The organism is Escherichia sp. WS568 (assembly GCF_046486085.1).
GTDB lineage: Bacteria > Pseudomonadota > Gammaproteobacteria > Enterobacterales > Enterobacteriaceae > Escherichia > Escherichia coli.
Window position 1 is genome coordinate 1 of the sequence record NZ_JBJQMC010000043.1, and the last position, 11,929, is coordinate 11,929.

The window sequence follows — 11,929 nt, forward strand, 5'->3', positions numbered from 1 at the left end:
ACAGAATGATGTCACGCTGAAAATGCCGGCCTTTGAATGGGTTCATGTGCAGCTCCATCAGCAAAAGGGGATGATAAGTTTATCACCACCGACTATTTGCAACAGTGCCAAGTTTATCACCACCGACTATTTGCAACAGTGCCGGCAAGAGCCATTTGCTACGGTCAGCGTGGTGAGATCAGAAAACGTTACCGCGAGGGGCAGGAAGATCAGTTGGGTGCGCTGGGTCTGGTGACAAACGCAGTGGTGCTGTGGAATACGCTTTATATGCAGGAAGCCTTGTCGCACCTGCGTAGCACTGGGGAAGGGCCAGAAGATGAACATATCGCGCGGCTTTCGCCTCTGATGCATGGTCATATCAACATGCTGGGACATTATACGTTCACACTACCGGAGGATATTATGAAGGGGGAATTGAGGCCGTTAAATCTCAATTTAAACAATGAATTACCTCCTTAGCGTGGTTTTTTACATCATTGGCCCTCAAACCCCGTATATCTCTCATCAATTTTTATATCCGCCCTGGAGTGCACCGTTCAAGCACACCGATTAGGCAGATAGTCACTAGTTAACTCTTTACTAGTGACTAAATTCCATTGATATACGTGACAACGTCACGTCATGAAAGCTTATAAATGCCTATTTTTCATACAATGGGATTTAATTAGGAGTAAATCCCATAGGCTTACATAAGGATGACAATTAAAAGCGTTAAATATCAACCAGATAGAATGATTACCCCCAATTAATGGGCTCATCACATTATTTCACTGGCTGGGGTTATTGCTGGCATATCTGAAAGTGCTAATATGTTAGTCATTAGTAATTAGTAAAGCCTTTACTAAACGCGTTTCTACGTAAATTCTATAGGTTTTATAGTGTCCTACCTTTGCTCAAATCAAAATGTTCTGACATACCAAAATGGAGTGTAAAATGACTCAAAACCAGGGTTCTGAGCCAGTACCGGCGAGCCGGACAGGGCAGCTCATCAGCGCCCGGGATATGGCCATGCAGAAATTCGAAGAAGGGATGCGGTTAATCTCGGAAGCGTCGGAACTGTGCGGTCTCTCTCTCTTCACCAGCAGAATTATGCAGCCCAACGCATTTGGTCTTCCGTCGTCACTGGATCGCACCATCGAGGAGGGGCGTAAGGAAATTGACCGTAAAACGTGGAAAAGGCTCTTTGAAGAAACAGGTATGGACCGGTACTGGAACCATAAGCAAAAAGAAGCCTTTAACGAATCCCTTCGTACGGATCCGCCCGTCGCTTCCCTGGAGATTGTTAAGGGAACATTACAGCATGCACTGGCTAACAGACGAGACACCCTTGCAGAAGGTTTCGTTGATGTTCTCAACAAGCTTGACCGAAGTTTCAAAAGCAATGCCAGGCAATATACAATGCCAAAAAAGCTTGTTCTTCGGGGGATTTTTCCTGGTGTGAACGTGCTGAGGTACAACGGTTTCTCGCAGGACAATCACTTTTGTTTACGCGACTTTGAGAATATTGTATGCATCTGTTCTGATACTCCAACACCTGCAACCGGCGGTGGGCTGAGTATGGTCGACAGGCTGACGGCCATGAGAAATACAGAATTCACAGGCGAGGTCAGTGATGAGAATGGCTGGCGGTGTCGCCTGTTTGAGAATGGAAACGTTCATATTTGCATCGACAGTATCTCGCTTCTGAATGCTCTGAACGATCTTATCAGCATATATTTTGCAAACCAGCTTCCGGCCGCAGGAAAAAAATGATGATTGAAAATGATAAAGAAAAAAGCCTGAACGATGCTACCCCGCCAGAGGTGCAGAATGACATCCGCAGCGAATCCACTGAAAAATCAAAGGAAATGGGTCGTTCAAGGTACTCATCTATCGCGATGATCGATTACTTCAATGCAATCGAACGTCTGTGCAAAGAGAAAGAAATTAACCCGGAAAATATCGATCTGAGCTTCAAAGTTCACTGGCTCAGAAACGCTGTTGGCGGCTCGTTTGCAAGGTCACAGGAGATGTTCGCGGAGTACCAGAAGTATGTTAAAGAGGTTCCTGAAGAGGCCCGTTACCTGGATATACCCGATGAGGTAAAGGTTGCACTCGGCGATATTATCTCGTACATCACCTGGCACTACCGTAGAAGCTATACCGCAATACAGAATGATAGTGTTAAAAAAGCTGAAGCACGTAGCATGCAGCTGGAGGAGGAGGTAACGCAGCTGTTACAGCGGCTTGAGCAAAGCGCTACCGATATGGATGAGCTGAAACTTGAGAATCAGGCACTACAGGGTCGATTAGAGATCCGGGACAGTACCGTCAAGGAGTTAGAAACAAGGCTGAATGTTGCCGAAGCAGAACTCGAAACCTGCCATCACCAGTTAGATAGCACACGGCATGAATTGAGCCTCGCACAGCAGTCAAATGACTCACTCTCCCAGCAACTGGCTGAACGTAAAACAGAGATCGCTGGTCACCTTGAATATCAAAAAAAGCTGAACGAAGAGATCAACACGCAGCGTTCTGATAACGCCGGTCTTTCCAGACAATGCGACCAGTTAAGTCAGACTGTGTCAGATACAAAGGCAGAGAGGGACAGGTTTGAACAGGAATTGATTGCTGCACAGAACCTTTGTACTGAGCTGAAAAGTGCACTGTCCGGGAAAGAGGGTGACCTGGTGGCGGTGAATGCCGAGCTTACTGAACTCCATAAACTAAACGAGTCGCTGAGCGCCGACCTGAATAAAGTAACTTTGGTCAGCCAGGGCTATGAAGCGGAAGTGGCTGAACAAAGCAATGAACTCAAAACGCTCCAGGCCAAAGTAATGAAGCTGGAAGCTACCCTGGAGGCGGAGAAAACAATCTCAGAATCCCTAAAAGGCACCATTGATACATTAACTGGTGCAATGGCAGGGGGAGGTACTGGAAAGTCAAAACAGCCGCGTAGCAGAAAAACATCATGATAAATGAAGCCAGGTTGATACACTTCTCTGCATCCCCTGGCACATAAGAACTTCTGCGGACATTCAGCCCGTCCGCAGGAGTTTTCGTCCTTCAGTCAACAAATGCACTACCTTTTTTGAGTCTCCACTTTCCAGAGCAGAAAACACGTTACCGATTCTACCAACAGCTTGTATCTGAGTGATAACCCCAGTCTTGTAATCATCTAGGATCCCTGACAGGAAAGCGTTCAGTTTTGTCTGTTCGCTTAGCGAAAGCATGTAGGACATTTTTTCTCCATTTTAAGCAGGTGTGTCAGTTGAAAGAGGTTTGCGTGATTCTGGAAAATGAGGCAGCACCATAGTTTCAGATGCTGTGGTCGCATCCCAGTGCCACCATCCATAAGGCCCATATTCACGGTTGTAATAATCTTTTTTGAGTTGCTTTCGGGCCAGATAAGCAGGAGTGGCCATACCAAATACTTCCATCGGGAACGGCTTATCGCTTTTTGTGTCGAGCAGGTAGAAGTCAGGGAACACCTCACTAATACTCGCATCATAACGCATGGGCTTAACGTACTGCCGGTGCTCTGCATCCAGCTTTTCTGCAACAACCGCCTCATAGGAGGAGTCCAGAGGTATCCAGTTCTCGCTAACGTGCATCAGTACAATTTGATGAGCTCTTACAGAAGGGCCTCTGCCGGTTACCGCAGCTGGTGACGTCAACGCAAAGACAACTATTTTCGCCCCGGATTTCCATGCTGCGTACTCCGATGAAAATCGTTTCTTTACGCTATCCCAATGGACTTCTGAATTGAAAAAAATCAGCGGTAGCCCCCCAAAATTCCGCAGGGGTAAAAATTTAAGTGGCTTCTCATGCTTTTCAGCATCGTAGCGAGGTAAAACTGACAGGAGCATGAGACGTTTATCACTCATCGCCTGTGATGAAAGACGCTGAATTTGCGACTGAGCGACAGGTTGTTTCGGGTCAGGTACACCAATGAATAAATGGTCACCTATGCAGGCTCTGCCGGTACGAATTTGTTTAGCGGTTTCAAGCAGACGATACCGTACCAGTGAATCGTTACGTTTCCCTGCCATTTTCGGGTACCAGACATTCAGACCAGACTCTGTCCACAAAAGACTAAGCAAGCCCAGGAGGGTCATTGAGGCCTGACCTCCTTCTGGTCGCTGAACATGGGGCAGGGGAGGCACTTCTGATTTTTCAGGAGGATCTTTCTCTGTCATACCGATACCGAGCCTTACAGCCATATCACCTTCGGTTGTAATCCGGACCACACCACTCGCATATCCTTTCAGGCCGGTATGCCGGGCATCAAGGGAGAAGAATACACAGGAAGGATCATGCTCAATGCCCGTGTTAGCGGCTTTGACGAGAATAAAGGCATCACCGTTCGGTAAAGCACGAACATAAAGTCGCTTTTCTCCTTTTCCACGACATCCGCAGGTGATGACTGATTTTTGACCTGAGGTGTGGTGTGCCTTTTTAAGAGCCGACTGCCACCCTTTAGCAAACTCATCCTGCGTTTGAAAGTCAGGTGAATACCTTTTGACGTTTGGATCGTCGTCGTAAGCAATCATCACTGCGAATTTTTGGCTCATAGTAGTCTCCTAAACAGGAAGTTTAATATCCCAACCAGAGCAACACTTCCTGAGCGTCATACTGTTCCTTTACGCCCATGTCGCTAAAGAATTCTTCGAAATCTGTTTCGGGAACGCAATGCCTGGACAGTTCTTGTAATGCTCGTTCTTTAGATACCGTCTCACCTTCAGCTGATTCGAAATACGTCATGGTTGACCTCTGACATTATTACAACAATCTTAAGCATTTAAATTGATGAAGGAGCTCAGGTCAGCTGACTTCGTCGTAAAACTGCCGCAAGCGCTGGGAGGCTGCAAATTCAATTCGTGACTTCAGCAGTTTGGCGACGGCCGCAAAGACATCAACGACCACGGAGTTCCCAAACTGTCTGTAAGCCTGTGTATTGGACACAGGGATACGGAAAACACTTTCCCCGGGTTTATCGAAGCCCATTAGCCTGCTGCATTCACGTGGCGTTAGCATGCGTGGCCGACGGTCCATGTTGTATGTGTTATGGAAATCAGTTTCTCCCAGTTCATGAGACCAGCCCCGATCAATAAGAATTTCAGATCCGTCTTTCATATAGCGGCTTGAGAGGGTTCTGGTGACACTATTAACATTGGAAGGATCTACTAGTCCAAAACCAAAACCATTGCCTTTTGCCGCATGTTTCTTTGCATAGTTGTATAAGTACTCCCAGAGTTTAGGGGAGAGGATGTATTTACTATCTACGCTCGGATCCAGTAAATCTGAGAGAGAAGGGCGCTTGTCCGGATAAAAGTCTTTAATGTCTCTCAGAGTAAAACCGTCTTTCAGACGTAGGTCGCGGCGAAAACCAATAAGGACGATACGTTCACGGTGCTGGGGTCGGAAATGACGGCCATCGATGACTTTAGGATCATCCGCGCCCGTGCTTTCGCTGTTTGCGACGTCGTAGCCAAGCTCATCGAGCGTTTTCATGATGATGTTAAAGGTATTACCCTTATCGTGACTCTTCAGATTTTTTACGTTTTCCAGAACAAAAATTGCAGGTTGTTTTGCCCGGATGATCCTGGCCACATCAAAGAAGAGCGTACCCTGAGTGTCGCACTCGAAACCGTGTTTGCGACCCATAGAGTTCTTTTTACTGACACCGGCGATGCTGAATGGCTGGCATGGAAATCCCGCAAGAAGAACATCATGATCCGGGATAGAGGCATCGATAAATTTGTATGCCTCGTCATCAGTAACCTCGGGCCGGTTGCTAAGAGTGATGTCACGGATGTCTGAATTGAAGCGGTGCTCGTTCTCATCGCAATACCAGTTCGCCCGGTAAGTACGGCTGGAATAAGTATTCCATTCGCTCGTGAAAAGACATTTACCACCGATGGCATCAAATCCGCTTCGCAGTCCACCTATCCCTGCAAACAGATCGATAAAGCTAAAGTGCCTGTCCTCATAATCAGCAGGTCGTGAAGGTATTAAAGTCTGTAGATAGCGTCCATCTGCGATACTCAGCTCACAATGCTCAGGTATGCATGTAACCTGACGTTTAAGGGATGCACGGGACCAATTACTGCCATTTTCATCATTTAATACCTGAGCCAGATATTTCAGGTCATAAATGGTCGAAGCTGTTAACAAAGTTTTGTGGATCAGAGATGGTGTTTTATCCACATCATTCAGGTCTGTCTCAAGATCATGAGTGTAACGTTTCATCCAAACTCTCTCAGGAATAATATCTTTGAGATAGATTAACACGCTTAATTTGGATTATTTTTTGGTTCAGGTTCTAAATTTATTGTGATTATTCTGCCTTTAAGTTGCAAAAAGATTGGTTTTAAGCCCGCCCATGAAATAATGACTTGTTAAAATACTGCCTGTAAATAGGCTTGTGGATACATGTCTGTACTCAACAAATCAAGGTGAAATGATGTTTTTTTTAACAAAGTTACTTTTGCCCATCATGATTGTTGTATTCCCAGTGGCGTCCTGGGGGAACTCAACAACTTTTGAGGCAAAGGTGGTTAAGATTGTTGACGGTGACACCATAACTGCGTTGGATGCTCAAAACACAACCATCAAAATACGGATGTATGGTATAGACGCTCCTGAATCTAAACAGGCTTTTGGCCAAAAAGCAAAACAGGCCTTAACCACAGCTATAGCAACTAAAATCGTTACCGTGATAGACCATGGTACGGATATCTATGGCCGTATGTTAGGTACCATCTGGTTAGATGGATATGATATCAATGCCTCTATGGTGGACAGTGGATATGCGTGGGTTTATCGGTTCGAAGATAACGCCATTGTCCCTGGCTATATCAAATATGAATCCGCAGCACAAAAGGAGGCAAAAGGGTTATGGGCAGACACCAACCCTGTCCCACCATGGCAGTGGAGACAGGCAAACGAAAAGCCCAGAAAGGTGAAAGAGAAGAAATAACCATGATGAAAGAGCCTCATCCGTTACTTCAGTTGGTACTAAACGATTCCGGTCGTCTAACCATGCCTGTTTATTATAGAGATCAACAGTATTGCCCGACTTGCCTTACAAAGGTGTTGAAGAGTGAGGATGGAAGTTTGGCGCACCTCGGGGAAATAAATCAAAATACATGTAGACCTTCTATTTCAGTAGTTGTGACAAAAGCAATTATTGAAATGTTATGTGACGGGGAAAAAATATATGTAAATCCAATACGACACCGAGGCCGGGTGCTGGCACCCTCAGTAATTTTTTCTCCCGACACTCACACTTTCAAACCGTTTATAAATACAGACTATCAGCCTGTGGGAGCAAACTGGAAAAGTGAAAAGGGATATAAACTCGGTCTGTTTTATCTCAAAGATCGAGCCAACTCTATCAATAAAGAGGAATTTGATTTCATTGCCGTTATAGACCCTGAGGCAATGCAGAAAGAATTTATTTCGGCCTGGTCTGAGGTTGATGAAAAAAATCCATTGGAAACGCTGAAGCAGATCTTACGATCTAAAAACAACTCTTCTTTATGGGTAAAATGGCCTGGCAAAATTGAGCATGCGCAAAAAGGAAATTACAACGAAAATTACTGGTTCGATTATCAATCTGATAATCAGGAAGTGAACTGTACGGTCTCTGTTGTAGGTATCGAAGGTAACAGTTCCGGTGAGACAATTTATAGATTGCAAACTTTGCTAAAGCGTAAGCTCAATGAATATCAACTGGTTCGGTCTTTAGGGACTATTATGCTTCTTGATAATACCGGGAATATGATTCCATCAAACCATCCTTATTTTGAAGTCATCTCAAAAGCATGTATAAATGGAGTGCGTGACTTTGTTCGTCAAAACCCGTGGGTAGTCTGACGGTCAACTATAAAGCATAATATAATTAGTAATAACAAGGAACAGACATGAATGAAAACTCAGTAATCTTAATAAGTTTATTTTGGTTTTTTTTGGGATCGAGTGTTGTAGCTGGTTTTATGGATGCATCATTATATTGCTGGATTTTTGCAGCCATAAGCGCATTGTTTCTTCTTTCGGTGATACAAACACCAAAGGAGTTAACGGTATCTATTAGTCATATGACAAGCAAAACGCTGATCTCAAAGACAGATGATGGATACACATTTAGCATTTCACCTTACGGAGACGGGTACCGCTTATCAGTCTCGCCTGAAAATCGTCACAATGGTACCCAAAGCTTTGACGGCTGGTTCCCACGTTTTTTTTCCGAACCACAGTATGCCAAATCATCTTTAACTAAATTTCTCGGTGAGTCCTTAGTATGGGAAGAAGATTCAAGTAATGCTCTATGAGATTACTTATTATAAATTTTTCTATTAATCTCCATAGAGTGATATATGAATTTGGCCTATTTTTTATTTTTGTCTATAACTGTTATGCTTACGAGCTTTATTATTAAATCACTTGTCGTATTGGTAAAGTTCAAATTACTTCGTGATGAACGTCTCGAATATACCAGCAATAAAAATATTGATGAGATGTACGATTTAATGAATGCGAAGGAAGAAATCCTCATAAGGCATCATAAGCAGATGTTGGCATTGCATCTTTCACTATTAATATTCGTTCTATTTATTGCTTACATTTACTAAAAATAATTTTATTCAACATTTCAACAAAGGGTTTTCAATGGAAAGCTTCGAAACTGAACAAATGATTCAATATGCTTTCTACATAAATATCGTAATAACGACTGGTTTGGCATGGTTTTGCTTGCGGTCAGGATTGCATTACAATTTTTTCAGAAAAGCAGAGAGTGCCAGAACAAAAGGGCTGAGTAGTACCTCTACTGAACACGGTCCAGCAATAGTGAGACTAAAGAAGCTACAAGCATTAGTAGATTTTATTAGTAACTGTGCTTTTCTAATCCTTTCAATTGGCACAGCTTATATTTTGTATGTTTGGAGCCACAGTTAACTCATACGAGGTAACTTCGGCAGGTAACAACTTCTAATGCAGGACTTTAATAACTCTAAGGGATTCTACATGAAAAAAGACGATCTAATTACGCGTTGTAAATTACTTAAAGGCGAACGCGATGAGTCTATCTTTACCATATTAATTGGGATAGTAGTAAAGCTGGGGCTGGTAGGCCTGGCATTCTATCTGTTGCTTGGTTCCACGATTGATTGGTCAAGCTGGAAAACTTATGCCGCCATGTTGATCTTGGGAGCATTTCTCTAAAATCTTGAACCTTTTTTCACTCATTACAAGCCATGACCTAGTGCGTAGATCATACGATCTTTAAACCTTATGTCATTGATTTATAAGTACATATAACAAAGATTATGTTAAATACTGTATGTATGTACAGCATCAACAGTTGCCCCCCTCATATTGAGGTAATTGCTACATTCATACCACTATTCTTCTTATAGTATCGACATCCTGAATTATTGCACCCTACTGCTTTGTCTTTAGCTGTTCCGAATTAAAATTCATTGCTCAATTTGGATCACATGACGATCAGCGTATTCCTTTGCTTTATCAAAGTTAAGTTTTTAAAACATAAGATATGTAATGACAAATTCTCAATCTGATTTTCCTTTGAACGATCAAAATTTTCAGGCAGATTTGCTGAAAATCAAAAAGGTTTTCGCCGACCTTATAACGCAGGCATCAGATGGTAAGATACCCATAAGGTCTTCTCATGTACACGGCTTACACCATTTCGAGGAGCTCTACATCCGGGCAAGAGCAGGCATGTGTTCGGTCCTGGGATATCCGGTCATGGTTGTTTCAACTATCTCAGTTAAAGAGCCCGGCACAGGCATTTTTAGAGCGCTTCTTGCAGAATTGAAATGTATTGCAGATGAACAAAATTACATTTTGAAAATTGAAAATGTACTGCCTCCCCTATTCCGCAAATACCTTATTCAAGAAGGTTTTGTTTTCCCAGGTGAACCTTGGATGTGTGGTTCCGGCTATTGGTTTAAGAACCCACAAGTACTTCATGAAAATATTGAGTTATTATCTGTTTAAGTCGATCTAACAATTTCACTGGAGCTAACATGTCCCCGGAATTGGTATCAGACATTGCAAGAGTGGCGCATGAAAAGCTACTTTCAATTTTAACGGAGTGCGGCATAGAGAAGACGGCAGGCACTTGCCTTTTTGCAAGCTATCTTGTGTGTTATTTAGCAAAAACTAAAGGTCTAGATGCTGTTGTCCGTGGGGGTAACGGTGCAGATGATGGCGGTATATTTATAGAGTGTGGTGGCTTTGGCCATTATTGGTGTGAGTTGAATTTCGAAGAAGTGCAATATTATATTGACATCACTTCCGAACAGTTTGGGTTTCATCCATACATAGTGAAACTCGCCAACGATATAACAGGATGGCCTCGATATATTCCTGGTGATCAGGAAACGGTCGATAGTCATTTAGAACAATTATTACGCGACGGCTATACAGAATAGGCTGCGTATACCCTATCGCAGCCTTTCAGGCTCTTAACCCTTGTGACCTGTTAACGGAACCACTCAGGATGACGCTGCCGATCAACTTTGATAACCTGCGAATTAAATTCAACGACATCCGCTGGAGTAAGCATTAATTCATCAGGATTTACAATAAATGGTCTTAAAACCACTTCGCCACCGTCTTCTTTTGCACCGTAGATATTAATAAGAAAGTGCAGTCGTTGATTTCCTTCAGCATTGCGTTGCCATTCTCTAAAAGTCAAAGTTTGTTTAATATAGTTTGTTAAAAGAAATGCGAATTCAGATTCTTCCGTTTGTGAGATACCGATTTTGTTAGACATTTTTTTTAGTATCTTTCCGAGCATGGACACACAGGCATCTAGACTTAACGATGTTGAAATTTTGGTCGTATTAAAATCCTCCTGCGAAAGTGAAATCATCCATGTATTATCTTTATGATAGTCGGTAATATAAATAAAATGAGATGTAAAAGGCGTTGAGTGATTGAACTCTCCTAAGTTCCATCCATACTGACTCACTGTATTTGAGCTAAGTTCTTTGTCGGTAATGTTCATAATTCATACCTTTCGATAAAGTCTGTAATGATAATTAGCTATCTCAAAGGACCAGAACAACTCTTGAAATAACCACACTCGAAGAATTTATCATATTGAACACCCCTACCTAATAACCTTGCCGACTTAATAAATCACAATAGCCCTCCCCTGACATTTTAAAATGCTACTTGAATTTTTGATAGCTTATGGTTGTTTTATGTTCTTTGTGATACGCATATGTCATCTTCTCTTTCCAGTACCAATCTTGTAGATCCTGCAAGTCTAGCCCATTTTTCTCACGTATGCTTTCGTGTAATTCGCTAAGCGCGAGTTTATCATTAGGTTTATAAATGGCTAATTTTTCTTCAAATAAATCCAGCCAACGTTTCCCCATCTTACGACGCAAAACAAACACCATCGTGATAAATGTAATGAAATGCACAGCAATTAGTTCCAACTTATGCGATTGCTGACCAGATAAAATTACTATTGTAACAACAGGGATGGCCGTATATAAAGCAATCAAAGCGACCATAAGTTGGTATGGTTTTTCCCGTATTACCATGTTCATGGGTAAACCAGAGGACGCTACTGCTTGCCAAAATCTTAAAGGGGAGCCCGCAGAATTCGGAAAAAATCGTACGCTAAGGTTTTCCGGGCATCCGTAAGGGCCGAAACTTCCCGTCTTCCAGTCTGCGGCTCTGCCGCCAGACGTAATCGCCGGTTAGGTTGATGTGCTCCCAGCCCAGCGGCGACAGGAATTGCAGCAGCTCGCCGTCCACCGGCTTGCCGGCCTCGACCAACCCCTGGGTGGCGCGTTCCAGGTACACCGTGTTCCACAGCACGATAGCCGCCGTCACCAGGTTGAGGCCGCTGGCCCGGTAGCGCTGCTGCTCGAAGCTCCGATCCCTGATTTCCCCAAGGCGG

14 protein-coding genes and 1 pseudogene are annotated in these 11,929 nt (G+C 43.3%); 9 read left to right on the top strand and 6 right to left on the bottom strand.

Features of this window, described 5'->3' with window-relative positions:
- Window positions 1-144 precede the first annotated feature (144 nt).
- The 3 genes and pseudogenes from ACJHWR_RS24595 to ACJHWR_RS24605 form a co-directional block, all read left to right on the top strand.
- A pseudogene (locus tag ACJHWR_RS24595) lies at window positions 145-459 on the top strand (Tn3 family transposase); the annotation flags it as partial.
- Window positions 460-933: 474 nt separating this feature from the next.
- Window positions 934-1,752: a DUF4942 domain-containing protein gene (locus tag ACJHWR_RS24600; protein ID WP_000193209.1), complete on the top strand. Its 819-nt coding sequence runs from the start codon at window positions 934-936 to the stop codon at window positions 1,750-1,752.
- Entirely contained in the window at window positions 1,749-2,954 is a 1,206-nt protein-coding gene (locus ACJHWR_RS24605; protein ID WP_001572381.1) for a hypothetical protein, read from the top strand. Before ACJHWR_RS24600 ends, ACJHWR_RS24605 begins: the two co-directional genes overlap by 4 nt.
- Window positions 2,955-3,233: 279 nt before the next feature.
- On the opposite strand, the gene ACJHWR_RS24610 is transcribed toward ACJHWR_RS24605, so the two are convergent.
- Genes ACJHWR_RS24610 through ACJHWR_RS24620 form a run of 3 tightly spaced genes read right to left on the bottom strand, consistent with a single transcriptional unit; the run spans window position 3,234 to window position 6,231 of the window.
- Window positions 3,234-4,553, bottom strand: a complete 1,320-nt coding sequence (locus ACJHWR_RS24610; RefSeq protein WP_000078514.1) for a DUF1173 family protein — start codon at window positions 4,551-4,553, stop codon at window positions 3,234-3,236.
- A gap of 22 nt (window positions 4,554-4,575) precedes the next feature.
- Window positions 4,576-4,743: a hypothetical protein gene (locus ACJHWR_RS24615; protein ID WP_000220758.1), complete on the bottom strand. Its 168-nt coding sequence runs from the start codon at window positions 4,741-4,743 to the stop codon at window positions 4,576-4,578.
- A 60-nt stretch (window positions 4,744-4,803) separates the two neighbouring features.
- On the bottom strand, window positions 4,804-6,231 hold the full coding sequence (locus tag ACJHWR_RS24620) for a DNA cytosine methyltransferase (protein WP_000833382.1): 1,428 nt from the start codon (window positions 6,229-6,231) through the stop codon (window positions 4,804-4,806).
- Between the two features lie 214 nt (window positions 6,232-6,445).
- On the opposite strand from ACJHWR_RS24620, the gene ACJHWR_RS24625 reads away from it, so the two are divergent.
- The 6 genes from ACJHWR_RS24625 (at window position 6,446) to ACJHWR_RS24650 (ending at window position 10,442) form a co-directional block, all read left to right on the top strand.
- Window positions 6,446-6,961 (top strand): thermonuclease family protein, encoded by a 516-nt coding sequence (locus tag ACJHWR_RS24625; protein ID WP_001572389.1) that lies wholly within the window; start codon window positions 6,446-6,448, stop codon window positions 6,959-6,961.
- Between the two features lie 2 nt (window positions 6,962-6,963).
- Window positions 6,964-7,860, top strand: a complete 897-nt coding sequence (locus tag ACJHWR_RS24630) for a hypothetical protein (RefSeq protein ID WP_000975182.1) — start codon at window positions 6,964-6,966, stop codon at window positions 7,858-7,860.
- A 47-nt stretch (window positions 7,861-7,907) separates the two neighbouring features.
- On the top strand, window positions 7,908-8,315 hold the full coding sequence (locus tag ACJHWR_RS24635; RefSeq protein WP_001572392.1) for a hypothetical protein: 408 nt from the start codon (window positions 7,908-7,910) through the stop codon (window positions 8,313-8,315).
- Window positions 8,316-9,009: 694 nt separating this feature from the next.
- Window positions 9,010-9,207 carry a hypothetical protein gene (locus tag ACJHWR_RS24640; RefSeq protein WP_000710701.1) on the top strand — a complete coding sequence of 66 codons (198 nt, stop codon included), beginning with the start codon at window positions 9,010-9,012 and terminating at the stop codon, window positions 9,205-9,207.
- 336 nt (window positions 9,208-9,543) lie between these two features.
- A complete protein-coding gene (locus ACJHWR_RS24645; protein WP_000185304.1) occupies window positions 9,544-10,005 on the top strand; it encodes a hypothetical protein in 462 nt (153 codons plus the stop codon).
- A gap of 29 nt (window positions 10,006-10,034) precedes the next feature.
- Entirely contained in the window at window positions 10,035-10,442 is a 408-nt protein-coding gene (locus ACJHWR_RS24650; RefSeq protein WP_000074418.1) for a hypothetical protein, read from the top strand.
- A 50-nt stretch (window positions 10,443-10,492) separates the two neighbouring features.
- On the opposite strand, the gene ACJHWR_RS24655 is transcribed toward ACJHWR_RS24650, so the two are convergent.
- The 3 genes from ACJHWR_RS24655 to ACJHWR_RS24665 all read right to left on the bottom strand — a co-directional run.
- A complete protein-coding gene (locus ACJHWR_RS24655) occupies window positions 10,493-11,020 on the bottom strand; it encodes a hypothetical protein (RefSeq protein ID WP_001027750.1) in 528 nt (175 codons plus the stop codon).
- 166 nt (window positions 11,021-11,186) lie between these two features.
- Window positions 11,187-11,573 (bottom strand): hypothetical protein, encoded by a 387-nt coding sequence (locus ACJHWR_RS24660; RefSeq protein WP_181728339.1) that lies wholly within the window; start codon window positions 11,571-11,573, stop codon window positions 11,187-11,189.
- Window positions 11,574-11,646: 73 nt separating this feature from the next.
- The coding region (locus tag ACJHWR_RS24665) for a Tn3 family transposase (RefSeq protein WP_219395738.1) at window positions 11,647-11,929 on the bottom strand (283 nt) is incomplete at its 5' end.

What these genes read in the sequence shown, in the direction of transcription:
- ACJHWR_RS24600 (WP_000193209.1), top strand. Translation starts at nt 934, where the DNA reads ATGACTCAAAACCAGGGTTCTGAGCCAGTACCGGCGAGCCGGACAGGG.
- ACJHWR_RS24605 (WP_001572381.1), top strand. Translation starts at nt 1,749, where the DNA reads ATGATGATTGAAAATGATAAAGAAAAAAGCCTGAACGATGCTACCCCG.
- ACJHWR_RS24610 (WP_000078514.1), bottom strand. Translation starts at nt 4,553, where the DNA reads ATGAGCCAAAAATTCGCAGTGATGATTGCTTACGACGACGATCCAAAC.
- ACJHWR_RS24615 (WP_000220758.1), bottom strand. Translation starts at nt 4,743, where the DNA reads ATGACGTATTTCGAATCAGCTGAAGGTGAGACGGTATCTAAAGAACGA.
- ACJHWR_RS24620 (WP_000833382.1), bottom strand. Translation starts at nt 6,231, where the DNA reads ATGAAACGTTACACTCATGATCTTGAGACAGACCTGAATGATGTGGAT.
- ACJHWR_RS24625 (WP_001572389.1), top strand. Translation starts at nt 6,446, where the DNA reads ATGTTTTTTTTAACAAAGTTACTTTTGCCCATCATGATTGTTGTATTC.
- ACJHWR_RS24630 (WP_000975182.1), top strand. Translation starts at nt 6,964, where the DNA reads ATGATGAAAGAGCCTCATCCGTTACTTCAGTTGGTACTAAACGATTCC.
- ACJHWR_RS24635 (WP_001572392.1), top strand. Translation starts at nt 7,908, where the DNA reads ATGAATGAAAACTCAGTAATCTTAATAAGTTTATTTTGGTTTTTTTTG.
- ACJHWR_RS24640 (WP_000710701.1), top strand. Translation starts at nt 9,010, where the DNA reads ATGAAAAAAGACGATCTAATTACGCGTTGTAAATTACTTAAAGGCGAA.
- ACJHWR_RS24645 (WP_000185304.1), top strand. Translation starts at nt 9,544, where the DNA reads ATGACAAATTCTCAATCTGATTTTCCTTTGAACGATCAAAATTTTCAG.
- ACJHWR_RS24650 (WP_000074418.1), top strand. Translation starts at nt 10,035, where the DNA reads ATGTCCCCGGAATTGGTATCAGACATTGCAAGAGTGGCGCATGAAAAG.
- ACJHWR_RS24655 (WP_001027750.1), bottom strand. Translation starts at nt 11,020, where the DNA reads ATGAACATTACCGACAAAGAACTTAGCTCAAATACAGTGAGTCAGTAT.
- ACJHWR_RS24660 (WP_181728339.1), bottom strand. Translation starts at nt 11,573, where the DNA reads ATGAACATGGTAATACGGGAAAAACCATACCAACTTATGGTCGCTTTG.